Source organism: Paenibacillus sp. FSL A5-0031 (assembly GCF_001956295.1).
Taxonomy (GTDB): domain Bacteria; phylum Bacillota; class Bacilli; order Paenibacillales; family Paenibacillaceae; genus Pristimantibacillus.
Map to the genome: position 1 here is coordinate 92,601 of NZ_MRTD01000012.1, position 26,125 is coordinate 118,725.

General features: G+C 43.2%; 17 protein-coding genes and 1 riboswitch. All 17 genes read left to right on the forward strand.

What is annotated here, in order from left to right; genetic code table 11:
- The first annotated feature begins 169 nt into the window (after positions 1-169).
- The 17 genes from BK120_RS20985 (at position 170) to BK120_RS21065 (ending at position 25,617) form a co-directional block, all read left to right on the forward strand.
- A complete protein-coding gene (locus BK120_RS20985; protein ID WP_076269454.1) occupies positions 170-2,155 on the forward strand; it encodes a methyl-accepting chemotaxis protein in 1,986 nt (661 codons plus the stop codon).
- Positions 2,156-2,302: 147 nt separating this feature from the next.
- Positions 2,303-2,504, forward strand: a riboswitch (cobalamin riboswitch).
- A gap of 149 nt (positions 2,505-2,653) precedes the next feature.
- Entirely contained in the window at positions 2,654-6,397 is a 3,744-nt protein-coding gene (locus tag BK120_RS20990) for a DUF4430 domain-containing protein (RefSeq protein WP_076269455.1), read from the forward strand.
- Between the two features lie 76 nt (positions 6,398-6,473).
- A complete protein-coding gene (locus tag BK120_RS20995) occupies positions 6,474-7,994 on the forward strand; it encodes an S-layer homology domain-containing protein (RefSeq protein WP_076269456.1) in 1,521 nt (506 codons plus the stop codon).
- A gap of 221 nt (positions 7,995-8,215) precedes the next feature.
- Positions 8,216-10,345 (forward strand): right-handed parallel beta-helix repeat-containing protein, encoded by a 2,130-nt coding sequence (locus BK120_RS21000; protein WP_076269457.1) that lies wholly within the window; start codon positions 8,216-8,218, stop codon positions 10,343-10,345.
- A gap of 185 nt (positions 10,346-10,530) precedes the next feature.
- On the forward strand, positions 10,531-12,309 hold the full coding sequence (locus BK120_RS21005) for a glycerophosphodiester phosphodiesterase (protein ID WP_076269458.1): 1,779 nt from the start codon (positions 10,531-10,533) through the stop codon (positions 12,307-12,309).
- Between the two features lie 33 nt (positions 12,310-12,342).
- On the forward strand, positions 12,343-13,068 hold the full coding sequence (locus BK120_RS21010) for a uracil-DNA glycosylase family protein (RefSeq protein WP_076269459.1): 726 nt from the start codon (positions 12,343-12,345) through the stop codon (positions 13,066-13,068).
- 38 nt (positions 13,069-13,106) lie between these two features.
- Positions 13,107-13,895 (forward strand): SGNH/GDSL hydrolase family protein, encoded by a 789-nt coding sequence (locus BK120_RS21015; protein ID WP_076269460.1) that lies wholly within the window; start codon positions 13,107-13,109, stop codon positions 13,893-13,895.
- Entirely contained in the window at positions 13,892-14,803 is a 912-nt protein-coding gene (locus BK120_RS21020; protein WP_076269461.1) for an ABC transporter ATP-binding protein, read from the forward strand. The genes BK120_RS21015 and BK120_RS21020 overlap by 4 nt, the downstream gene beginning before the upstream one ends.
- Positions 14,796-15,767, forward strand: coding sequence for an ABC transporter permease (locus BK120_RS21025; RefSeq protein ID WP_076269462.1), 972 nt, complete (start codon positions 14,796-14,798; stop codon positions 15,765-15,767). The genes BK120_RS21020 and BK120_RS21025 overlap by 8 nt, the downstream gene beginning before the upstream one ends.
- Before the next feature lie 42 nt (positions 15,768-15,809).
- Positions 15,810-16,193, forward strand: coding sequence for a hypothetical protein (locus BK120_RS21030; protein WP_372239012.1), 384 nt, complete (start codon positions 15,810-15,812; stop codon positions 16,191-16,193).
- Between the two features lie 1,422 nt (positions 16,194-17,615).
- Positions 17,616-20,105, forward strand: a complete 2,490-nt coding sequence (locus BK120_RS21035) for an outer membrane protein assembly factor BamB family protein (protein WP_076269463.1) — start codon at positions 17,616-17,618, stop codon at positions 20,103-20,105.
- Between the two features lie 13 nt (positions 20,106-20,118).
- Positions 20,119-20,769, forward strand: a complete 651-nt coding sequence (locus tag BK120_RS21040; protein WP_076269464.1) for an HAD family hydrolase — start codon at positions 20,119-20,121, stop codon at positions 20,767-20,769.
- 4 nt (positions 20,770-20,773) lie between these two features.
- Positions 20,774-21,391: an NUDIX hydrolase gene (locus BK120_RS21045; protein ID WP_076269465.1), complete on the forward strand. Its 618-nt coding sequence runs from the start codon at positions 20,774-20,776 to the stop codon at positions 21,389-21,391.
- Between the two features lie 163 nt (positions 21,392-21,554).
- On the forward strand, positions 21,555-22,256 hold the full coding sequence (gene sigK / locus BK120_RS21050; RefSeq protein ID WP_053374990.1) for an RNA polymerase sporulation sigma factor SigK: 702 nt from the start codon (positions 21,555-21,557) through the stop codon (positions 22,254-22,256).
- 276 nt (positions 22,257-22,532) lie between these two features.
- The gene (locus BK120_RS21055) at positions 22,533-23,699 is read left to right on the forward strand and encodes a DUF4317 domain-containing protein (RefSeq protein WP_076269466.1); all 1,167 of its coding nucleotides are present in this window, start codon (positions 22,533-22,535) and stop codon (positions 23,697-23,699) included.
- 96 nt (positions 23,700-23,795) lie between these two features.
- The gene (locus tag BK120_RS21060; protein ID WP_372239013.1) at positions 23,796-24,308 is read left to right on the forward strand and encodes a sigma-70 family RNA polymerase sigma factor; all 513 of its coding nucleotides are present in this window, start codon (positions 23,796-23,798) and stop codon (positions 24,306-24,308) included.
- A gap of 394 nt (positions 24,309-24,702) precedes the next feature.
- On the forward strand, positions 24,703-25,617 hold the full coding sequence (locus BK120_RS21065) for a phosphotransferase (RefSeq protein ID WP_076269467.1): 915 nt from the start codon (positions 24,703-24,705) through the stop codon (positions 25,615-25,617).
- The last annotated feature ends 508 nt before the right edge of the window (positions 25,618-26,125 follow it).

The window sequence follows — 26,125 nt, forward strand, 5'->3', positions numbered from 1 at the left end:
TGTAGATAGCCTAAGCTTAGTAATTCATAAACTTAGTCATATAAAATAATTAATAATTTCAATATAAATATGTATTATTTAAGAAGTTTCAATCTAATTGGTTTAATTTACATAACATTTTAGTTAAACTGGTTTAATATAGATAAATTAACAGTGGGGGTTATCAAAAATGAAGATGGGATTACGCTCGTTGACGAATAAATTTATGCTAGTCATGGCCGCCGCATTAGTCATAATCGTTAGTGTGATTCTCATGTATGAATGGAAATCCACTCGTATAGCTGTTGAGCAGCAGCTTCTGGAAAAGGGTCGCACGATGGTTTTATCGCTAGCTCGCACACTTGAGAATGTTACGGAGCAGGATTTTAAAACAGGTGTTGTGCTGGAGGATGGTACGAAATGGGACGGAAACAAGCTTAAAGAGGATTTTTTCAACGATACATTGACTGTAAATCCTGAAAGTGAGAAAGTGGCTGAAAAAAGACTAAAGGACTCATCCTATGCGGGGAAAGAATCGATTTTGTACAATGGAGAGTCCATTCCGCTATCTCAATATGAACTGAAATATGATAGTGCCTATGACCGTTATACGGATTACCGCTGGCAAGGTATTATGGATAGTTTTCTGACGGAGGAAAATGTTATTTTTGCTATTGCAGGCGCATATTCAGAAAATCCGAATTTTGCGGGCTATATCCCAACACATAATAGCATTTACAGCCCTGTGGGAGAAGAATCAAAAGATACTTGGGGCGACGAGGGACTTCTTAGTCAAAACTACCGGGCCAATCGGATTTTTAACGACAAAACAGGCTACAATGCCGCTACGAACACGAAGACGGATGATGTCCTCCTGCAAAAATATAATAGACTCATAGACGGGAAAACGGTAGAAACGTGGGATATTTCCTATCCCTTAATTATCGATGGCAAGCATTGGGGCGGCGTACGTGTTGCATTGTCAAAAGAAAAGGCCGATGCGCTCATCGCTTCAGAAAGAACGATGGTTGTCATGCAATTTGGCGGCCTGATGGCTGTTGTTTTGGTCGTTTTGTTTCTGCTATCACAATTTATGGTAGGACGTAAGCTTCGTAATATTGTTCATGCAGCAATTAATCTTAATTCTAGCGAAGCGGATCTTACCTATCGTATAGAAAATAAAGGAAATGATGAAATTGCTCGCTTAGGCGAAGAAATCAATCATTTCATTGCCCATATGCAAGGCTTAATGCGGACGATTCGGAACAATGCCGCATCCGTATCGGATTTTGCTGGTCGATTGGGTGTAGGCTCGCAGCAAAGCCGAGAGCTCTCTTCGCAGCTAGCTTCCTCTGTGAATGAGATGGCAATTGGCGCGGAAAATCAAGCAGACGGGGCAGTTGAGGCAGCAAGGTCTATGGAGGAAATGGCGACGAGCGTAGGAAGGATTGCTCACTCCTCGAGCCAAATGTCGGAAGCATCGAACGATATGCTGCAAGCAGCGGAGCTGGGCCATGAAAAATCGGATCATGCGGTTGGTCAAATGGAGCGGCTTGGCGCGGCAACGGCTTCGATATCACGAGTGATCGGACAGCTTAATGAGCGCTCATCCGAAATCCAAGAGATGGCAGGCACGATTGCTGCTATTGCAAATCAGACGAATTTGCTCGCTCTAAATGCTGCTATAGAAGCGGCACATGCAGGGGAGTATGGCCGTGGATTTGCAGTTGTATCAAGTGAAGTGAGAAAGCTGGCTGAACAGGCTTCGGCTCATGCGGGCCATATCGAAGAAACGATTAATGAGGTGCTAGCCTTGACTGCCGATGCTGTTGGCGCGGTCACTGCAGGAGAGCAAGAAATGGAACAAGGATTACTCATCGTTCAGGAGCTGAAGGTATCTTTTGACACGATATGGAAGGAATCCCGCCTTGTAGCCTCCCAAATTGAAGACGTATCTGCTTCAACGGAGGAGATGGCAGCAGGCAGCGAGGAAGTGAGCGCTTCCGTTGAATCGATGGCGCAGGTCGCCAAGGATACTTCCACTCATGCTGCGCAATCGGCAGCGGACACTGAGCGGCAAAATCAGCTCGCAGCTGAAACGCAGCAGCTTGCTTCATCTGTAAATGAGCTTTCGGAGGAGCTTCAGCGCTCGATTACGAGATTCAAAATTGAGTAATTTGGAGCTGAAGTAGATTTTTGATGAAATACTAGTCATAGGCGCATGAAATCGAATAGGGAATCGTACAAGTTGAAAAAAAACGGTCAGAACCTTTGTCTAATCCTTTCAAATTTGATACAATTCACAAAACAAGCACTTACAATTTCATAGAATAGCTAATATGGTGCTGCCGTGAATCTATCATTCACAAGCAGCTTAATAGGGAAGTTCGGTCAAAATCCGACGCGGTCCCGCCACTGTATCGCGGAGCAGATGATCATGTTGTCCACTGTCATATCATGACGGGAAGGAGATCGTCTATGCAATGAAGCGAAGCCAGGAGACCTGCCATAGGAGCGCTCTATATTTCTCACGAGGATGGGAGGGAGATGTTTATTCGTGCTTTTGCAATAGGTGGATTCCTATGCTTCCATGCGCACGTGTTTATCCAAACATCTTTCCACAAACGGAAAGATGTTTTTTTGTTGCCAAAAATGATTAAAGGGAGAGAAAACATTGCTTAATTTAAAAAGATTTATGAAAAAGAGTTTGCCTGCAATTTTAAGTTTTGTATTGGTGTTTACTTTATTTGCACCACAAGTAGGTAAAGCGGCAGATCATTCTGCGAATACGTCATTGAACGTGATGATTGATAAGACGGTTGAGTATTATAAAAACAAGAAAAAGCCGTTGACATCGTGGGTGGAAATCGTAGCGCTTTGGGGCGCTGGCGTAAATTTGAACGACGGCGACTGGCAACTGCCAAGCTGGGAGACACAGGAGCCTACAAATCCGGTACTAAAACCGGATAATGGAGGAACTGAGCATATCCGTTACATATTCGGACTGCTTGCTATGGGCGAAGATCCTGCTCATGCGTGGGAAACAGATCGCAATCTGTATGCCGAGCTGGCATCGCAGCAAGATGCTGCTACGGGAGCAATTGGTTCAACAAACAAACATATGTGGGCAATGCTTGCCCTTGATACTGGCGAAAAGCTAGGCAGCAACGTTGGGAAATGGGATGCAGTTGCTAAGAAAAAAGCAGTAGATTTTTTACTAAGCAAGCAACTGGCTGATGGCGGCTTTGCTTACTTCGGATCGAAGTCTGATCCAGATATGTCAGGGATGGGTCTGTTAGCACTTGGAAATTATCAGGATGACAGCGCTGTTCAAGCGGCAATTGAAAGAGTGAAAAGTTATTTACAAACGATAAAGCTAAACCAAGAACATATTATGTTTAGCGACAATAACTCGAATAGTCTATCCACTGTAGTGACCGGAATAACGGCCATTGGCGAGGATATTTTGTCTGATGTCTGGACAGCGAACGGTAAAACGGTACTTGATTCTTTCTCTTTGTTCCAGCTTCAGGATGGATCATTTAAATACCTTCTTAGCGGCGGATCTAATGGAATGGCGACTGAGCAGGCGCTTATTGCCCTGCTTGATATTAAATATCAGAAAACGGTATGGCATCGTTTAGAGGAAATTAAACAACCTATTTCTGTTAATATGAGTGTTGATGGCGTTACGGGTTCTGTTTATGGCAAGCAACCGGTAAGCTTCACTCAAATTAAAAAGCCAACAGTGTTGGATGCGTTTAAAACTGCTTTGGATAATGCCTCACCAGCAATTTCCTACAATATTGTAGACAGCAGTTATGGCCCTTATATTAAAGGGGTTGCAGGACAAAATGCGGGCACCTTTGGCGGCTGGGATGGCTGGGTGTATACAGTCAACGGCATAGCTCCGAACGTAGGTGCAGGCTCTTACAAGCTTAAAGCTAACGACGAGGTTCGTTTCTTCTATAGCCGTTATGCAGATATTACAACTGGAACAACGCTTGTAAATGGCGCAACTAATCCATCAGTTGATGTAAAGCTTGTTGGAGATGAGTTCAACAGCAACGCGCTAGTGAAAAACAATTGGAAAATTAACTCTGAAGTATCAGGACTAACGATTGAGTCGATCGTGAAAGAAAGCGATCAAAAGATCAAAATTAATTTGTCAGGCAAAGCTACAGAAAAAGCAGTGACCATCCAAGCACTGGGAGCAGCTTTAGTTGGTAAAATGGACAGTACTACAATTACGCTGCGGGTTCCTGTAACCGCTAAGCTGCAGGTAGATGGCCGTTCCAGTTCGATTTATAGCAAACAAGCAGTGACGGTGAAAAACACGGTTAAGCCAGTCACTGCATTGGATGTGCTAAAACAAGCACTCAATCAAGCAGATCCTAAAATTAGCTATAAAATTGAAGACAGCAGCTACGGACAGTATGTTTCTGCCATAAACGGAGAAGCAGCGGGTACGTTTGGCGGTTATGATGGCTGGATGTATGAAGTGAATGGCATTGCTCCAATGGTTGGAGCAGGTGAATACGAGCTTAAAGAAAACGATGAGGTTCGTTTCTATTACAGCAGATGGCCGGCTATTTCTTCGGGTTCGAAGATTGCCAATGGTGCTGTAGATCCATCGATTGAAGTAAAACTTGTAGGCGATGAGTTCACTAATCAAGCAACGGACATTAAAAACTGGTCAATTGATCCAGGAAATACAGGTCTTCAAGTTAATACCTTTACGCGAGATGGAAATAAAATAACGATTTCGTTAACTGGAACTGCAACTGGCGGCGCGATTACGATTAAAGCGCTTGGGGCTGCTTTTGTTGGCGGACAAGATAGTGAAGATCTAATCTCAATTGCCGTACCACGTGTTGTTGGGGATACAACGGATCAAAGCTTTGCCATCAACAAGAACGAGAAAGAGGTTGTAGTTGGCGCAGCAAGCGGTGGTCAAGTAACAAACAATGTAACCCTTACATTTGAAACAACAGCATTGCCAAAAGTAACAGCGACACGCGGTACTACAGTTCTTGAAATTCCAGCTGCTACAGTGGTGACAACAACGACATGGGATAAAGCGCTAGCACTCCCAAAAAATCTAAGCATCGATGAAAGTGGTCTGGCTTCCAAGCTGGATGCCGTTTTATCAGCTGACAGCAAGAAAGTGGAATCCATAGCCGTTCGCATTCAAGTTGGCGGTTCTGCAAAAATTCAATTTAATCAGCATGTATCCATCACGCTGAAGGGTCAAGGCGACAAGGAAGCTGGTTTCATTGATCAAGCAGGTGTATTCACGCCTATTAAGAAATACGCAGATTCATCCGTTCGTATGGATGAGGTTTATGCTTACAAAAAAAATAACGATTTAGTTATTCAAACGAAACATTTTACACAATTTCTGGCTTACAAAACTGCTGCTGTAACCAATCCTGGCGGTAGCGATGGCGGTACTGCTCCAATTGTTCAGAAGGTTACACTGTCCGTTGAGAAACGTTCGATAAACGAAGGCGATTTCGTTGCACCAATTACGGTAACTATACAAGATGGCGATACTGCTTTTACTGCACTGAAACGTGCACTTGAAGATAAAAGTATAGCAATTGATTACTCCGGATCAGGTTCAAGCACTTATGTAAAATCGATTGGCGGTCTTGCTGAATTCGATAAAGGCAAGGAAAGCGGCTGGATGTACTCCGTTAACGGCGTTTTCCCTAAAATTAGTGCGGGTTCCTATACTTTGAAAAATGGAGACGTGCTGCGCTGGCAGTATACGAAGGATCTAGGTAAAGATCTTGGCGCTCCAACAGAGCCAGGTGAATCAGGTGGAATAGGCGGAGTAGGCGGTGGCGATAAGCCAGAGCAGCCTAATGCGACGAAATACTCAGATGAATCAAAAATTGCAAGCTGGGCTTTGGAAGCAGTAAACAAAGCAACGGCACTAGGCTTCATGCAAGGCACAAGTACGAGCAATGCAACATTCGAGCCTAAACGTAATTTGACGCGTGCTGAATTTGCAGCGCTAATGGTTAAGTATTCCGGAGCAGACCCTATTATGGAGGATTCCGGCTTTAAGGATGTTAACAGTGGGGCATGGTATTATGGTTATGTTAAAGCAGCCAAAGAAAAAGGATTGATGTCAGGTGTAACTGAAACTTCTTTTGCACCGAACCAACCGATTACAAGACAAGAAATGGCTGCCGTTTTAGTTAGACTTAAAGGTCTAGCTGATGCGAATGCACCACAAGCAGCAATTAAGGATCGTGACGCTGTTGCAGCGTGGGCTGTTCCTTATGTAAATGTAGCGTACCAAAAAGGTCTGATGACAGGAGATAACGGCAAGTTTAATCCACAAGCTCTTGTTACACGTGAGATGGCAGCTGTTACGATCATCCGACTTCATGAATTGAAATCATAATTTACTAAGCTGTCTCGTAGGCTATTGCAATAGCTGCGGGACAGCTATTTTCTTGAAAGGAGAGTGTGGATTCAGGATGAACAAAAAAACCGTATCACTTAAATCGTTATTATTGATGGTTATATACGCATTAATGCTTTCTTGCGTCAGTACGGCTCTGTTGCCTATGCAGCGCGCGGCAGCGGCAGAAACGATGGCGGTAGAGAATGAAATGACATCAGCTGCGAAACAAATCTTAAGCAGCGGTACCATTAGCGATTGGGAAGCGATTGCCTTATATCGTTCTGGTCATGCGGTGCCAGCAAGCTATTTGAGCGGGTTGGCTTCTTATTTAAAAGAGAACAAAGGTGAATTCCGCAAAGTAACCGATCTTGAAAGAATGGCTATTGCGATTAGAGCGGCAGGTGAAGATGCAGCCTCCTTCGCTGGCTACAATCTCATTCAAAGCATCTACAATCATTCGAGAATGACGAATCAAGGCACAAATGGCGTGATTTTTGCATTGATTGCTTTGGATAGCGGCAATTATGAGGTGCCAGCAAGTGCCTTATGGACACGTACGAAGTTAATAGATTGGCTGCTCAGCCAGCAAAATACGAGTGGAGCATTCCCGCTTTCGGAGAAATCCGAGGATAATTTAGATATAACCGCCATGGCGATAAGCGCACTCGCTCCTTACCAAGAACAAGCAAAAGTGAAAAGTGCAATCGATAAAGCTGTAAAATGGCTGTCTTCTGAGCAGCAAGTAAATGGCGGCTTTAACGCGTTTGGTGATGACAACAGTGAGAGCGTAGCTCAAGCTATTATTGCTTTGTCAGCTGTGGGAGTTAGTCCAATGGAATCCAGTTTTATGAAAAAGAACGGGAATCTCCTAACGAGCTTATTAAGATTCCAGCTTGCGGATGGCAGTTTTGCACATGCACTTGGTCAGCCATCAAATGAGATGGCAACGGAGCAAGCGTTGATGGCACTAGCCGCGTACGATCGCTATAGCAAGCAAAAGCCGGCGCTGTTCAACATTTCGGCGGATACAGAATTGACGGGCAGCAAGCCGCAATTTGTAGACAATAACCTCATTTCCGTATGGGCCTATGATGCTGTTTATAGCGTGTTCGAAGCCAAAGTTATGGTAGGGGTAAGCGGTTCGGAGCTTCGCTTTGATCCGAAGAAGCAGATGACAAGAGCCGAATTTGCAACCTTGCTCATCAATCTATTGGAGGAAGCCCCTGCTAATGAAGCAGCCAAAGTGTTCAAGGATGTTCAGCCTGGCGCATGGTATTACGGAGCCATTATGCGTGCCAAGGAACTGGGCATCATTCAAGGGATTACAATAGACTCGTTCAAACCGAACCAAGCGGTAACAAGACAAGAAATGGCGATCATGATTGCCAAAGCTTTTAAGCTTAAGGGCAGCACAGATTCGCTTCCTTTCAAAGATGAGAGCAGCATTCATGAAAGTGCAAAAGCATACGTCAATGCCGTATATGTAAACGGCTTGATGCAGGGCTCGAACGGAAGCTTTAATCCGAAAGCGGTCGTTACGAGAGAAATGGCAGCCGTGGTGGCAGATAAACTGCTGGAATTGCCGGCAGCCTAAATTAAGAAGAAGCGAAATGAAAGAGCAAGCTGCTCTTTTGTTTCGCTTCTTTTTTTTGCATCTAACTACATAGGAAGGAAGCCCCTTTTTTCACTAAACGAACCAAATTCGGGATTTTGTTCTTTATAAAGAATATTGGTAGTGGTATATTTAAGAGGTTGAAAGGAGGAACACTTATTTCTTGCAATCAGATGATTTGAACCGCAAATAGGAGGCTTAAAGTGAATATATTAAAGCTAGTCATGTCACTAATGCTCGGATTACAGCTATTGCTAATACCTAATCAGGCTTCGGCAGAAGCGCCGGATTCCAAAGACTATTATCTAATTGAACTTTCTAAGTTTGGCATTTATAACGATGGCACACATCCTGTCGAGACAACAAAGGGCATTAACAATGCACTGCAATGGGCAGTTAAAAATGGGAAAACGACGACGTCACTGCCGCCGGGTACCTATTTAATCGATAAAGCTAACCGGATTAATATGGTTAGCAATATGGTGTTTGATCTCCCGATGGATGCGGTGCTCAAGAAGGAAACAAATGATAAAGAGTCGTATCAACTCATGTATTTGGGTTATGGCGTTCATAACGTCACGCTGAGAGGCGGGACCTATGTAGGTGACAGGGAAACACATAACTATTCTAAAAAAGACAATAAGCACAGCTCAGGCACACATGAAGCTGGTTATGGCATTTTTACGCAAGGAGCTTATGATATTACCATTGACGGTGTGAAATCGATTAATTTTACAGGCGATGGTCTCATACTGGGCGGTTACGGCACGATGGCAAAGGATTTGTATGAAGATCATTTTGTATTAGGCGCATTCGATGATAAAGGAAAAAATGTCGCGAATGCCAAAAAGCTTCGAACGAAGCAGCCGCTTAATTTTACGAACACGATTTTTAAAACGGAGAAACAATTTGAATTGTCGAATGCGATTAAACTGCCATATAAATTTGATATCTTCTTCTATAAAGCGAACGGAGCTTTTATTAAGAAGCTGGTAAATGTGAAGGTGCGCGAGCTCATCGACATACCGGAAGGAGCGACGCAGTTCCATCTTGTATTCGAGCAAGCGACCAAAAAAGGCGCCTATGTGGAATTTTGGAACAAAAGTGTAACGAAAAACGTGGTTGTGAAAAATTCTGAATTTGCTTATAACCGTAGGCAAGGGATTACGGTCGGCGGTGCTGACCAAGTACTTATTGAGAACAACGTTCTTCATCATATCAAAGGGACGATGCCGCAGTCGGGAATAGATGTGGAGGGCGGTTTTGGCGAGAACGGACACCGCAACAGCAATATTACGATCAAAAGCAATAAATTTCACGATAATGCTTCGTACGATGTCATTCTATATGATGGAAAAGACGCAATCGTAGAAGACAATCATTTGGCATCAAAAGGTGCGATTGGGCTAGCCATCTCCGATCCATTTAAAGGGGCCATGATTAAAGGCAATCACTTTGACGGCTCTCGCATTGCAGCGGCTCATGATGCCACATTTATCGATAACAAAATGAATGATTCCTATACGTCGTTTACGGGTCCTAATATCAAAATAGATGGCATGACCTTTACGGACTCTATGTTTTTAATTAGTGCGAAGGATGCTTTTGGAGTGAGTGCATCGAACATCGTTATGAATAACAACAAAAAGAGTGATTCTGGTCTATCGCTTTGGGGAAAACCGATTCGTCTGAAAAACATAACGATTAACGGCGAGGGCAAGCTTAGGGTCGTAACGGGCGGAATAACCGAGGGCTCGATCATCGATAACTTAAAGGTAACCGGCTTTAATACCGATTCCGGGTTAACGCTGCCTCCTGCCACATACAACAACTGCGAATTTATCGGAGCCGCGGGAACGGGCAAATTTGGATCGATTGCGATTTCACAAGCCGGCAAATATGTGTTCGATGGCTGTTCCTTTCAATCACCGCCAGCGCTTAGCACATTAGTGATTGCTGAACATCCGAAGCTTGATTTGACGATCAAAAATTCGACGTTCGAGCTATTAGGCAACTCTCAAGCTATTAGTATACAATCGGCGAAAAACCTGCTGCTGGAGAATAATACGATTACAGCGGAAAAACTAACCTCCGATAAAACAGAGATTGTTCGCATTAACGATTATTGGAAACGGAATAATCCGCATGACGTTCTGAAGGCCGTAATTAGAGGGAATACGATTACAACCAATTTAGCTGCGATCGGGATCACCACATTATATGCGGGAACAGGAGCGCCAGCCTATCTCATTGAAAACAACACCTTATACACAGCTAAGCTGGTTCAAAAGAAAAATGATATTTTGAAAAATAATTCGATTAAGAAAAAATAGCTGGCAGACTTTAGCTTTGATAAAAATGAGCATCCGTTTTCTTCATTTGAAGAGAACGGATTTTTTATTGTATTTTTCCGATTCGACGCGGGGGTAGGTAAATAGCTATAATAAGGAAATGAAGTTGCTTAGCAATTCCATTTCTTGCTTTATTGATTACCATACAATGAATAGGATGAATGTTCATGCTCAAGCGGCTTGGTAGAAGTATCCGTGATTTTCGTGAAACATATAAGCAACATTTGTTGTTTGAATATTTATTTATGCTCCTAACGAGCTTTGTTATTATTCCGATTATTTCTTTTATATTTAACCGTATGCTTCGTGTACTTGGAACGGGCTCTGTATTAAATGGCGATGTTTACAAAATTGGGCTGAGCTACACGGGCGTTGCTGGATTAATCGCGATCTGTTTAGTAGCTGTACTTGTGCTTTTTATCGAGTTTGGCGTGGTCATTACGATTTCTCAGCAGCATTATTTTGGCAAACAGGTATTGATCTCAGATGCCGTGCTGACGACGCTGAGACAGACGCCTAAACTATTTGGATTCGGTTTGATTCAGCTGTTGTTTTTCCTATTGTTTCTTGTGCCATTTATTGAATCGCCGCTGTCCACTTCCCTTTTTGCACAATTTAACGTCCCAATATTTTTTAACAGCCGCGTCTTGAGCTCGTCTATGATGATGCTTTCTTTATACGGTTTGTTGCTTTTGGCGGGCGTGTACACCATCTTGAGATGGATTTTTGTTTTGCACTTCATTATGATCGAAGACAAATCCATTCGAGTAGCCATCAGAAGCAGTCTCTTATTGACGAAGGGAAAGCGGCTATCGATTTTTGTTAATTTATTTTTGCTAAATGTGTTCGTATTCGCGCTTGGTTTTGTCGTCATCTCGTCTGTTGCTTATTTGCCAGCGTGGCTGGACATCAATGTGCTTAAAGCGGTGTCCAATCATTATTCATTAACGCTAACAACGGTACTAACCTATATGTTCACTTTGCTGCTCGTGCCGATTAATATCATCTTTTTGACAAGGCTCTTCTATCACTTTAAACGTACACGGGGCGTGATGCCGCGAGATCAGCTCCGTTTATTCAAAAATGGCTGGGTTGGCCCGCTTGAGCAGCGTCTTATGACTTTTCTAAAAGGCAGAACGAGGAAACGAGTGCTCTACAGCTCTATATTGGCTGCTTATTTAGCGCTTGCGCTGTTTGTCAGCTATGCTGCTAATGATCAATTGGTTTATGTAAAATGGAGCGTGCTCTTGTCTGCTCATCGCGGCGATACGCTCGTTGCGCCGGAAAACTCGCTGGAAGCGATTCGCAGCTCAGTGGCGCAAAGCATTGATGCCGTTGAAATTGATGTACAGATGACAAAGGATGGCGTAGTTGTCCTGAACCATGACTATAATCTACAGCGTATGGCGGGTGTGCCGAAGCGGGTGAGCGAGCTGGACTATGAGGAAATTGCGAGGCTGAACATTGCCAAAGCTGGCGGTGAACCCGATGAGATTGTGCGAATCCCCATGTTATCCGAGGTGCTTGGAGAAGTGCTGGGGAAGTCGAAGCTGATCATTGATCTTAAGCCATACGGTTCAGGCGAACAATTGGCTGAGCATGTTGTTGCATTAATTGAACAATTCGATATGGTGCAGGACTGTTATATTCAATCATTTGATCGGTCTACGCTTCAGCATATTCGGTCACTGAACCCTGAAATAAAAATTGGGCAAATTTTATATTTTGCACTCGGTGATCTTTCGCTTCTTGATGTTGATTTTTATACCATCGAGCAGATTATGCTGACAGAGCAGCTCGTGGAGCGTGCGCATAAAAAAGGCCGTGAGGTATGGGTGTGGACAGTGAACAGCGAGCGGAATTTAAAAGAGGTGCTTAAATTCGAAATTGACGGCATTATTACCGACTATCCTGCGCGCGCACACAATATGGTTGAGCTGAAGTAAGAATATACAGATTGAGCGGAGGGGCGGTTAACGGTGACACAAATTGAAAAATATAAATCCTTTATTGAGTCGCTCCCGCCCGGCAGCTTGTCCAAGGAGCAGCTGTTTGTAGAAGAATTGCTTCTTCATGAAGAGCATGACATGTCGATTTATTACGTGCCTTACGAATATGTGAATATTGCTGCTAAAGTGATGATTATTGGCATTACGCCAGGCTTTACCCAAATGGAGGTAGCCATACGCAGCGCGCGGGAGGATCTTGTAAATGGGGTGTCTTATGACCTCATCGATCAACGCGCGAAGAAGCTTGCCAGCTTTGCAGGCTCTATGAGAAAAAATTTAATCGACATGCTTGATCAAATTGGATTGCCAGCAGCACTTGGCATAAAGAGCAGCGAGCTGTTATTTTATGAGCTTAGAGATTTACTGCATACAACTTCAGCAATTAGGTATCCCGTGTTCATAAAGGGCAAAAATTACACCGGGCATAGCCCTGTTATTTTGAAATCAGAGACGCTTTATCACTATGCTGAGAGTATCTTTCTTCCAGAATTGCTGGCGGTAAAAGATGCGCTTGTCATCCCGCTTGGCAAGTCGGTATCCGATGTAGTCAAGCATTTTGCTGACAAGGGATGGATAGATAAAGAAAGATGCTTGTTCGAAATGCCGCATCCCTCAGGAGCAAATGGTCACAGAAAAAGCCAGTTTGAACAGAACAAAGCACAGATGCAGCAGCAAGTAATGACATGGTTCAGCTAACTATATAACAGCTACAGAAATAGAAAGGCGTGACGGGGATGCATAGTAAAAAAGTTCGTATGATTACCTCTTTTGCGTTTCTAGCCAGTCTCTTATGGATATTTGCCTTAGGCTGGTCGATAAAGGATTATTTATTCGGAACAGCAAGCCAATCATCTGTATCGCAAGATACGGAACAACCAGCAGAATCATCAAGCGGATTAAAGATTATTGCATTAGGGGATTCGTTAACGAGAGGAACAGGCGACATCGAAGGAAAAGGGTATGTAGGTTATGTCAGCGATCAACTGAAGCAGTCCGGTAAAGATGTTTCCTTAATTAACTTAGGTATTAAGGGGCTTACCTCTTCAGAGCTAGTGGAGCAGATGAAACAAAAGGAAATCGAGCGGCAAATTGGACAAGCAGACATTATTCTGATGACCATTGGCGGCAACGACTTATTTCTCGGTGGCCAATCGCTTACGGATCTGTCTGAGGCAAGCATTTCGGGATTAGAAGAAGCGTTTTTGAATCATCTAAAAACGATTTTGACGAGCATTCGTGCCGTTAATACAGAAGCAACCGTTTATTTGCTTGGATTGTATAATCCGTTCAGCGAGTTCCAAAATGGTGAGTTGATGTCGACTGTGGTTAGGAACTGGAATAGTAAAACTGCGGAGACTCTGGCACAGCATTCGAGAGCTGTTCTGGTTCCGACCTATGATTTGTTTCAGCTGAATGCAGAGAAACTTTTATTTACGGATCATTTCCACCCGAATGAGATAGGGTATCGCTTAATGGCTGAGCGGGTAGCCGCGTTAATTGCTGATGCAGGAGGACAATCATGAGCGACATTACATTAGCAGTGCAGGGTTTACGGAAGGTGATAGGCAAGCGGACGATCATCAAGGATTTAAGCTTTGAACTGAAGCGCGGCGAAGTGTTTGGCTTTCTAGGCCCTAACGGAGCAGGAAAAACGACGACGATTCGGATGCTGGTCGGCTTAATTAAGCCAACCTCCGGCACCATCCATATATGCGGCTTGGATATTGCGAAACATTTTACAAAAGCGATGCGGCACTTAGGATGTATCGTAGAAAACCCAGAGCTGTACCCGTTCCTCAGCGGAATGGACAATCTTCGCCACTTTGCCGTTATGATTAATGGAATTACGCAGGAGCGGATCAATGAGGTTGTTGCGCTTGTTGGCATGCAGGATCGAGTGAATGATAAGGTAAGCACCTATTCACTCGGGATGAGGCAGCGGCTTGGGATTGCTCAGGCACTGCTTGGCAAGCCTGATGTCCTCATATTGGACGAGCCAACGAATGGGCTTGATCCATCGGGTATTAGAGAAATGCGGGCTTTTATTAGGTTTCTAGCTGAGGAAGAAGGATTGACCGTGCTCGTATCGAGCCATTTGCTGCATGAAATTCAATTGATGTGTGATCGGGTCGCGATTATTTCCAAAGGCGAGATCATTCGAGTGGATTCGGTTAAGCAGCTGTTGTCCAGCGAAGAACGTCTAGTATGGCGGTTGCAGCCGCAAGCGCTGGGACGATCGATACTTGGCGATGTTACGGCTGTCCTTGGTGAGACAACGGATACGGTTACGACAGCTTACGTTGAAAACGCAGTTGGAGAGTGGAATCGCAAGCTTGTTGAGGCTGGGGTAAGTGTGCTGGAGATGAATCGGAAGCTTCCCGCGCTTGAAGATCTATTTCTTGAGCTGACAGGAGGCGAGTCGATTGATTAATCTCGTTCAAAATGAAATGACGAAGCTGGTCGGCAAACGACGTTTTATCGTTATCTCTATCATTATTATCGTTCTTCTCTCGATGTTTACGTATGCGCAGGCGAAACAGGCAGAATCCATAAAGGAGCGGCTGGGTGACGTGGATTGGCGTACCGAATTGCAGCAGCAAATTGTGGACATGCAAAATCGGTTGAGCAGCGCAGGACAGTGGCGAGAGCAAATTCAAATTCAAATCAAACAATCCGAATATTATTTGAATAATAATGTGAATCCTTCTGAGCCGGGAGCGCCAACCTTCATTAGAGGTTTTGTTCAAAACTCGGCGGAGCTGTTTCTCCCGTTGCTCATCATGATTATTGCGGTAGATATCGTCTCCTCAGAACGGAGCATGGGAACGATTAAGCTGCTGCTTACACGCCCGGTGAGCAGGTTTAAAATATTGCTCAGCAAATATATCGCGCTGATTTTGTCCGTTTCCTTAGTTATTTTCATATTCGGTTTGTTGTCTTACCTCATCTCAGCCATTATGTTTGGCAATCAAGGCTGGTCGGCTCCCGTATTGACTGGCTTCTCTACACAAGGAGGCGAGCTCGACATATCAGGCGTCCGCCTGGTGTCACAATGGCAGTTTATCATTCAGCAGTTTGGACTTGCATGGTTTATCTCGCTTGTAGTGGGAACGTTATCGTTCATGCTGTCCATTCTGATGAGAAGCAGCGCAGCCGGTATGGGTACAATGCTTGCATGCTTAATCGCAGGTGCTATTCTAAGCAACATGGTATCCTCATGGGATTCGGCCAAATATTTGTTCATGGTCAATCTTGGTTTGATGGACTATGTCAGTGGATCTGCTCCTCCGATCGAGGGCATGACACTTGGCTTCTCGCTTGCCGTGCTGGCCGCTTGGATGGTCGGTTCGCTGCTCGTTTCGTTTACGGTGTTTATGAGAAAAGACATTTATTGATCGTGCTGCAGGTTGTCTAACTCATCCTAAAATGCTTCCTCTATGCATAAGCATGTAATAGAGAGGAGCGTGATAAGGTTGGACAAAACGGTACGCAGATATTACCAGCAAAAACAAAAGCAAAAAGAAATAGAGCAGGAGCTGACAGAACTCAGGCAGACCATTATGAGCTACTTGGCTGAGCAGGAAGCAAATGAGCTGGAGATTGGGAGCCATAAAGTAAAAGTGGTTGTGCAGGAGCGTAAGGAATACGATGACAACAAGCTTTATGAGGCGCTGCCAGATCCGGAGCTATGGCGAATGTTATCGAAGCCGGATGGCACAAAGATTGCAAGCTTGGTCAAGCTGAACGTCATTAATGAGGAAAAGCTGAAGGATACTTTTTCTACAAAGACGGTTAAGCTGCTTCAGGTGGATAAGAAGTAAATTTATGAAAGGACGATTCGGTCAAACGAATCGTTCTTTTTTTGTGCGCGGCATTTGAAGCTCGCTAGGGGATGATTAGCGCAACTGGAAATGTCGAGCTGTTGGGGAAGCGGTTTGTCAACACGACTTACCCACGAGGCTTATCCCGCCGAAGCAGTTTTGCGGCGCGAGCTATACGGAAATAGAATTAGAAATTAGCTCTATTTCACTCAAACTGACCAAAACCGCACAAATAGAACTAAAAACTAGTCTTATTATTGCGTGTATCCCGCCGAATTTCCTCTAAAGCGCGAACTACACGGAAATAGATCTAGAAATTAGCTCTATTTCACTCATACTGACCAAAACCGGACAAATAGAACTAATAACTAGTCTTATTATTGTTTGCATCCCGCGGAATTGCCACTAAAGCGCGAAACTTACAGAAATAGAACTAGAAATTAGCTTTATTTCACTCATACTGACCCAAACCGCACAAATAGAACTAAAAACTAGTCTTATTATTGCGTGTATCCCGCCGATTTGCCTTTGAAGCGCGAAACTTACAGAAATAGATCTAGAAATTAGCTCTATTTCACTCATACTGACCCAAACCGCACAAATAGAACTAAAAACTAGACTTATTACTGCGTGTATCCCGCCGAATTGCCCCTGCAGCACGAAACTTAAAGAAATAGAACTAGAAATTAGCTCTATTTCACTCATACTGACCCAAACCGCACAAATAGAACTAAAAACTAGTCTTATTATTGTTTGCGTCCCGCCGAATTGCCTCTAAAGCGCGAACTACACGGAAATAGATCTAGAAATTAGCTCTATTTCACTCATACTGACCCAAACCGCACAAATAGAACTAAAAACTAGTCTTATTATTGTGTGTATCCCGCCGATTTGCCTTTGAAGCGCGAAACTTACAGAAATAGAATTAGAAATTTGCTCTATTTCACTCATACTGACCCAAACCGCATAAATAGAACTAAAAACTAGTCTTATTATTGCGTGTATCCCGCCGAATTGCCCCTGCAGCACGAAACTTACAGAAATAGAACTAGAAATTAGCTCTATTTCACTCAAACTGACCAAAACCGCACAGATAGAACTAAAAACTAGTCTTATTAATGCGTGCATAAGGTACTTCAATCGCCATCCTGCTAAGTCAAAAAGGAGGCAATGCAACAACAGGCTTCTTAAATTGTCACTAGTTGATGTTTCTCTGTGAAATCAGAGAGCTGATACTTTAAATAGTCTCTCAAAAAGTCGTACGGATTCTTCATTGTCCTGAATTCTCTGAATCAACTTACAGACAACATGTAACTGTCATCCTAAACGCAACTTTTTCTTCATTCTAGTCGTCATACTTACCAAATAAAGCCAAACTACGGGTGCATTAGATTTTTAGTGTGCAATGGAGGCCTTGTATTTATGATTATCAAAAAATATCAAACGACAGCAATCGTTGTGCTTCTCGCCTTACTCGTTGGATGTGAAGGCAATGCCATTAACGACATGCCATCAAATCAAATATCCGCTAAGGAAACACCCGCGAATGTTGTGCAACTCGTCCAAAAAGAAGAAGCCGCAACTCCTATACCGATTACGATCGATACGATTAAGAGTGAAATAAAAGATGATTTAACCCAAGATCAGGTTCATACGCTTTTTGGAATACCAGCATCATCTGGAGAGAATTACATCATGATGAACGGTAAAATGAGTGTCATTGACCAATACATATATGAAGAGGGCCAATCAAAACTCGTCATTCAATGGTCCAAGGAAGGGCAGCTGCTATACGCTGTATTCTACGATACGGATGCTTCAGGGAAACGCAGGAGCTTCCTGCCTGCCATTAAGGGGCTGTCGTCATCCTCATCAGAAAATAATCTTGTAGCTAGAGAGCATGCGATAGAGCTGGATAAGCCAGTTACATTATATATGAACACGAATGCCTATGAGTGGTGGGGAGGAACACGTGCTGTTAAGTTCATCTCTGTAGATGCACGGGCAAAATATAAAGTCGTTACATTGTCGAATGATTTTGCCGAAATTCAGGACGAATCGGGATATGGCGGATTTGTACCCGTGTGGTATTTAACAAAAGAAGCCGCTCAAGTGAAAGATATAGCACCTCTATCGTTAAAAGCAAAAGAAAGTGCTAAGGCGAAGTGGTATCCGAATTCACAAGGTGATGCCACAACAATGAAAGAGGGAGATACCCTCTATGCTTACAAGCAATATGGGGATTGGTATGGAGCTGCCGTACCGAATAGTGCTGAAGGTGATAAATCCTATGGCCTTCTATGGATTCGTAAGGATCAAGTAACGTCAGCTGATGGTGCTGCGCCTTTGTTTGAGATTGAAAATAGCAAACAAGCGGTAGCTGCTGCTGTACGGAGTGTACTTGTGCCTGGTCTTGAGAAAGCTCGCGTGAAGGCGATCTTTGGTGAACCTTCGTTCGAAGAGTCTTCCGAAAATGTAGCACCATTAGAAGAAAAAGCTCGCACCCTTCCATTATGGCGTTATGAGGGTGAGCAAAATGAGCTTATCGTTGCTTGGTCAGAAGCGGGGACACTTCGGTATTCGATATACCGAGACTCCCCCGAACTAATTGCGCCACAATATGGTGTTAGTGCTCAGGGACCTCTTGCACCTTCGCTGCATATGCAGTGGGATTGGCGCTTCAAGTCCGATCTCGGTTTCAATTTTCTACTTGAGAAGGTTGGTAATGTTCTGCTCATCGCAGGCGAGGATGGCGGTTTTAGCGGAATGCACAATAATTCGAATATATATGCGCTTGACTCAGCTACGGGTCGCAAGAAATGGCAGTTTGATTTTGGCTTTGGAAGACATGATTACGGTTTATCGCAAGATAAAGAACGAATAGCGTTTCTTAAAAGCTCTATGAAAGAAGACCGTCCAGTTCACACGCTTCAGGCATTAAAGACAGCTACCGGACAAAAAATGTGGCAAAAGAAGCTGGACAATGGTAAGGATGTAACCTCATTTGCTGTATCCAAAAACGTGATCTCAGCCGTTCAATCAAAGCGAGTCAGCACAACGGAAGAAAAGTTTACTTATGATCTCATCGGGTGGAGTATGGGAACAGGCAAGCAGCTTTGGAATATTGAGCTAGCTCAAGAATCAGAATTGGTTCGTGATGTCGGCAATCAAGACGTACTGCTTGTACAGGTTGGTGAGGACATGAGCCCTGTCATTTTGAATGAGCTGCAGGCATACGATCCGTTGACTGGAAAGGTGCTCTGGAAGAAGCCGGAGCGTAAAGCGGCCTTAGACCAAGAAGTGATGGATAGTGTTCGTTATGCGGAGCGTTCGAAAGCTTTTTGGACGAGGACGGTGGATGAATTAGTGTTAGTAGATGCTAAAACAGGCAAGGATGGGCTTCGCCTGCCTCTTGCCGGTTATAGCCGTTACGATATTATTGATGAAAATTATATCTTTCTACAGCAGTCATCTGATAATAACTTGTATAGTGAAAACGTGAAAAGCTCCTTAATCGAAGTTAAGTTAGGCAGGCCGTTATTTACACTAGAAGGAAGAGCTGAATTCGGGAAAATAGAAGGAAGCTTGTTATATTATCGCCTGAACGGTAAAGCGATGTCTTTTGATTTGAAAAAGGAAGAGCAGCGCTGGACAACATCGGGGGTTCCTGGCAAGCAAACGGATGGCGCTTCAGTTGTTCATTATGGCGGCAAGCTGATCGGCGTCTTTCCGGGTCTCGGTAATATGTATGTGTTAGACGAATCGACTGGAGAAGCAGTGAATAGACTCTCAGACGTTCGAGTTGGGTATTACGATTTTACGCCAAATCAACTGCTGAGTGGTTATTTATCGGTTATTGATGGGCAGCTTTATGTAGGCTCCTCGAATGGGTATTTTAGTAAAATAAAATAGAAGGAAGTGTGTTATGCCAATTGATGCCGTATTATTTGATTTTGATGGGACTTTAGCAGATACTTTGCCATTATCGTTTGAAGCTTTTAACACCGTCTTCAAAACATATGACAATCGAGATGTTACCAATGAAGAGCTCATAGCGATGTTTGGTCCGACAGAAGAGGAGATCATTGCAAATCATTTCAGGAATGAAGAATTCATCTTACAAGCGATTATGGACTATTATGAGATTTACAAGCAGGGGCATTTTGATACCATCGAAAAGGATCAGGCTATTATTGATTTGCTAGAACATTTGAAAGGAAAGGGGATCAAGATAGGAGTCATCACAGGAAAAAGCAGGCGAGCGTTCCAGATTTCATCTGAAGCGCTGAATTTAATAAGTTACTTTGATGTGGTGATTACTGGGGATGATGTCGTGAAGCCCAAACCTGATCCCGAAGGTATATATAAAGCGTTAGAAATCCTTGGCGTTAATAAATCCAAAACCGTATTTATTGGCGACAGTAATGCCGATATTGTGGCAGGTAAATCTGCTGGCTTACGGACTTATGGCGTGCAATGGCTGTCAACGTTCCAAAGCAGCGTGTTTGATATACCGCCTGATGCTATTTTCAGAAGCGTATCTGAATTTCTTGACATCATGAAAGAAGAGGGATAAACCGATGGAATTGAAGTGGTTAGAGTGGGCGAAACAGATGCAGGCGATTGCTCAAACGGGACTTACGTACACGAAGGATGTTTATGATATAGAACGTTATGAACAGCTGCGGCAGATGAGTATAGAAATTATGATGAACTATACTTTGGTCAGTCAGGAGAAAATTGCTCTAACTTTCGCAAGTGATTCTGGTTATGCGACTCCAAAGGTCGATATTCGTGGTGTGATTTTTAAGGAAAATAAAATACTGCTTGTTCGCGAGAAGTTGGATGGCGCATGGGCATTGCCGGGAGGTTGGGCGGATATCGGTTATTCGCCTTCGGAGATTGCAGTGAAAGAGGTCAAAGAAGAATCAGGGTTTGATGTTGCGCCCGTTCGTTTACTCGCTGTATTGGATAAAAAATTTCATGATCATCCGCCTGAGCCTTACCATGTATATAAGTTTTTTATACTTTGTAAAATCGTTGGTGGAGAGGCCACTGTCGGAGTAGAAACAAGTGCGGTTGATTTTTTTGAGATGGATCAATTGCCAGAGCTGTCTGCGGAGAGAAACACCAAAAAACAGATTCAAACGTTGTTTGAGTTTCTGGAAAACCCAAATAAAGAGATTATTCTGGATTGACCTGTTGTAATAATCGGGATCGTAATATTTTATATACCTTGAGATGAAGCGGGTTTATTTTCAATTGTCGAAATCCCGTACATGCACTTCTAGGCGGCTACCCACATATAATGGAGAACAGACTTCAGTGTTCATCTGTAATACATCGTGGGGGTGACTGAGCATGCCAGGATTGTTTTCGGCAATAGCACTATTTATTAAACAGCTTTCGCTACTTGTCTCTTATGTCAAAAATAATGCTTTTCCCCAGCCTCTTCAAGAGGAGGAGGAAACTAAACATCTGCAACTGATGGCGGAAGGTAATCAACGTTCACGAAATCTTTTGATCGAACATAACCTTCGACTTGTCGCTCACATAGTGAAAAAATTCGACAATACTGGGGAGGATCTCGAGGATTTGATCTCGATCGGGACGATCGGTCTGATTAAAGCGATCGAGAGCTTCCAAACCGGGAAAGGGACGAAGCTCGCTACATTTGCTGCTCGTTGTATCGAGAATGAAATACTTATGCATCTGCGGTCTTTGAAAAAGACTAGGAAAGACGTATCACTTCATGACCCAATTGGAACGGATAAGGAAGGCAATGAAATTACGCTGATCGATATCCTCGGTACTGAAGCGGATGATATCGTCGATAAAGTGCAATTGAAAATTGAAAAGTCGAAGATATATAAGAATTTGGATATACTTGATGACCGCGAGAAGGAAGTTGTTATTGGACGGTTTGGTTTGGAGCATGGCGGGGATGAGCGGACGCAGCGGGAGATTGCGAAGGAGCTTGGGATTAGTCGGAGTTATGTTTCAAGGATAGAGAAAAGGGCTCTAATGAAGCTTTATCATGAGTTTTATAAGGCGAAGCGGTAAGAATGGCCTGAGCTCTTATAGTACATCTGACATTATCGTATGTAGCAATAAAGTTATGAATAGATTGAACTATGTTACATCAATAAAAGGAACCAAACGATATAGATTCCGTTTGGTTTTTTTCTGTATACGCATTCCACACATGTCGAGTGTGTGGCGGTGTTGGTTTGGAACGGAACTGAAGATAAGTAACATTAACAGCCCTTCTAGCGAAGGGCTGTTATATCGTTTATACTGATAAAACCAATTTACTTCTTAGGAGTTGTCTAACGAATCATGATAAAGAAAGAAGTCGCGCATATACGCAAGCAATTTAAGCTGGATCACGATATGATGAATATTAACGACATTCTCAACGTGTATATTATGAAGGATAGCAACGAGGTCTATCATTGGGAGAGCCAGGCGTTTGCTCTGGTGGATAGAGAGAAGCAGGAGTTGTATATGGGGAATTTCAAAAAACTGCTGACCGGAGAATTGGATCAGAAGTTGTTCGAGTTGAAGTTTCAGGAGGAAGCAGAGGATCCGACGCGAGTGATACTTCACCAAGGTTTGTCGACAGGCAATCCTGAAGAATGGAAGGACCTGATGCTGCTGTTGGTGGATAAAATGTTGGTGGATACCAAGTATGAACAGGATACAGTAGTCACGTTCGTTCGTGGACAGTATTTCCGGCCGACCAAGGGCAGAAATGAAGAAGCCGAAGAGAGCGGGAAGGACGAGCTGTTCGCGCATCCGTTCATTCTATGCAGCATGAATTCCACGGAGAAGCAAAAGAAGACTCTCTTGTTCGATTATGTGGAGAGGGAATTTAAGTACAATGTCATTGTAGATCCGATTATCAAGTTAAGTTCGCCGGAGCACGGGTTCTTTTACCCTAGCGTGACGGATAACTATTCCGATGTGAACCGCATTCTGTATTGTACGGCAAAATCGAATTATCCAGATCCGCACTTCATCGGACAGGTCTTAAATGCCGAAAGATCCATGACGGCAATGGAAGAGAGGGCTATTTTCGAAGACATCGTGAAGGAAGTGGTGGGCGAACAACTCGACGTAGCCACTCTCGCACAGGTGTACGAGGAGATCCACCAAGTAATCGAAACTAACGAAGATAAAGAAGAACCCCCGAAGTTGGATTATAAAGATGTGGAACGTGTGCTGACAATAAGCGGCATAGATAACGTGACGACGGATAAAGTGGAACGCGCGTTTCAAACGATCGTCGACGATAGGAACTATGAAATGAAGGCAAGCAGCGTTATGCCGAAATTCACTTCAAAATCGATTAAGATCGATACAAAGGTAGCCTCGATTTCGGTCAGCCCGCAGGATTTAAAATATGTGAGACAGGTGAATTATCAAGGGAAACGATGCATCCTGATTGAGATCGATGAAGATGCCGTAATCGAAGGATTTACGCTCAGTACAGAGACGTTATAGACTCAGTTGACAGCGTTGGTTGATGCGGTTGCAGCCTTTGAATAGGTCGGCGCATAATGTGTTCTTGAGGGAAAGAAAATATTTTAAGGGGACGAGCTGGAATGTGTTGACGTTTGGTTTACATCAGGTTGTGTCCACAACGTCAAAAAATTCGACAATACTGGGGAGGATCTCGAGGATTTGATCTCGATCGGGACAATCGGTCTGATTAAAGCGATCGAGAGCTTCCAACCGGGAAAGGGACGAAGCTCGCTACATTTGCTGCTCGTTGTATCGAGAATGAAATACTTATGCACTCATGATCCAATTGGAACGGATAAGGAAGGCAATGAAATTACGCTGATCGATATCCTCGGTACTGAAGCGGATGATATCGTCGATAAGGTGCAGTTGAAAATTGAAAAGTCGAAGATATATAAGAATTTGGATCTACTTGATGACCGCGAGAAGGAAGTTGTCATCGGGCGCTTCGGGCTGGAGCATGGCGGGGATGAGCGGACGCAGCGGGAGATTGCGAAGGAACTTGGGATTAGTCGGAGTTATGTTTCTAGGATAGAGAAGAAAGCGCTTATGAAGCTTTATCATGAGTTTTATAAGGCGAAGCGGTGAGACTCAAATAAGTTCATATATAATACCTGATCTATCGTATGTAACGATAAAGTTAGGGTTTGATTGCACGATGTTATATCAATAAATGAAACCAAATGGCAGAGATTCCATTTGGTTTTTTCTTTATGTATACGTACTCCGCACATGTGGAGTGCTTAATATTGATAATTCTGAAACAATAATTGAGATGTGACGATGCGGCTCAAAGGCATTGATTGTAATGATATGATCGTGTACGCTTAGGTACTGGTATTAAGCGAACGGGCAGTTTAGCGGAACAAGACGGTTAGATTGTTCTCAAACATAATATTAAATCCATGGTATGATGTGCGGGAAATGGGTCAAGGTTAGGTGAGCAGATTTTCTATTTTTGCGAAGGAGGAGATAAAGCGATATGGAAAGTTCGAATCAATGGGATGCAGAATGGGAAGTATCAGAAGAATTGGCTTATAAATTAATAAGCAGTCAGTTTCCGCAGTTAGCTACAAAAAGTGTAAAAAAACTAGGGCATGGCTGGGATAACACTGTTTTTCTTGTCGGGTCCGAATATGCATTTCGCTTTCCAAGAAGAGAAGTTGCAATTAATTCTTTAAGGATGGAAGGAAAGATACTGCCTAAGCTTAAAGATTATTTTTCCATTGCATATTCGATACCACTATTTTTTGGGGAAGGGGATTATAATTATCCTGCACCCTTCCTAGGCTACCCCTATTTATTCGGAGAGTTTCCAATCGGATTAACTGACAAGCAACGAGCGCTATCAGCAACAACGCTCGCGCAATTTTTAAAAAGCTTACATGCATTCCCTGTGCAAATTGCCCAAGAAAATGGAGTTCAACATGACCATAGAAATCTGACTGATATTGCGATGCGTAAGGAGAAGATACATAAATTCATTTCCGATCTTGCCCTTCATTTCAGTAAAGAAGAATATCATGCAATATCAAATTATTTGGAACAGCTCAGAACTGAAAGAGTGAATCAAAAGTATGTATTCCTTCATGGTGACCTTCATTTTAAAAATATACTGGTAGATGAGAATGGAATTGTTTCAGGGATTATCGACTGGGGAGATATCAATATAGGACATCCTGCTTGTGATTTGAATGTTGTGTATAGCTTTTTACCTCCGGATGCGCGTTCTGACTTTTTCAAAGAATATGGGGATGTAGATGAAGAAACGAAGATCTTATCTCGATTAATTGCCATATATATTCCCATTTTGATAATGATGCAGGCAATTGATGATAAAGATGAAAGGTTGGTTGATGAAGCAAAAGCGAACATAAAACGTGCTCTATCAGATTAAGAAATGTCATTCCGCTAACGAGGAACGAAAGTTGAAGAAATCGCCTTATCATAGGTGATCTTTTTCTTTATTTATCAAAAAAAATTACGATAATAGTGCCTTGATTCATCGCAATATTACGTACTCCAGTCATGTGGAGTGCGGAAACATGAACTATATTTTATGGGGACGAACTGGGATGTGTTGATGTAAACACGCAAGGACGTTTCGCTGTAAGGATAAGGAAGGCAATGAGATCACGTTGATCGATATCCTAGGTACTGAAGCGGACGATATTGTGGATCGGGTACAGCTGAAGATTGAGAAGAGCAAAATATATGTTTGTTGAGGCTTAATGTAATGATGAGATAATAAAACTGATCTCGTAAGGAATAGATTAAACATTTTGGCGAACAAAAAGAGCTGTACATCATTCTAAAAGCAGGAGGATCTATAAAAGGTTTTTCAGGGTTAGATGCTGATAAAGGATCCCCATCTTATCAATTTATTAATGATATTTATATAAATT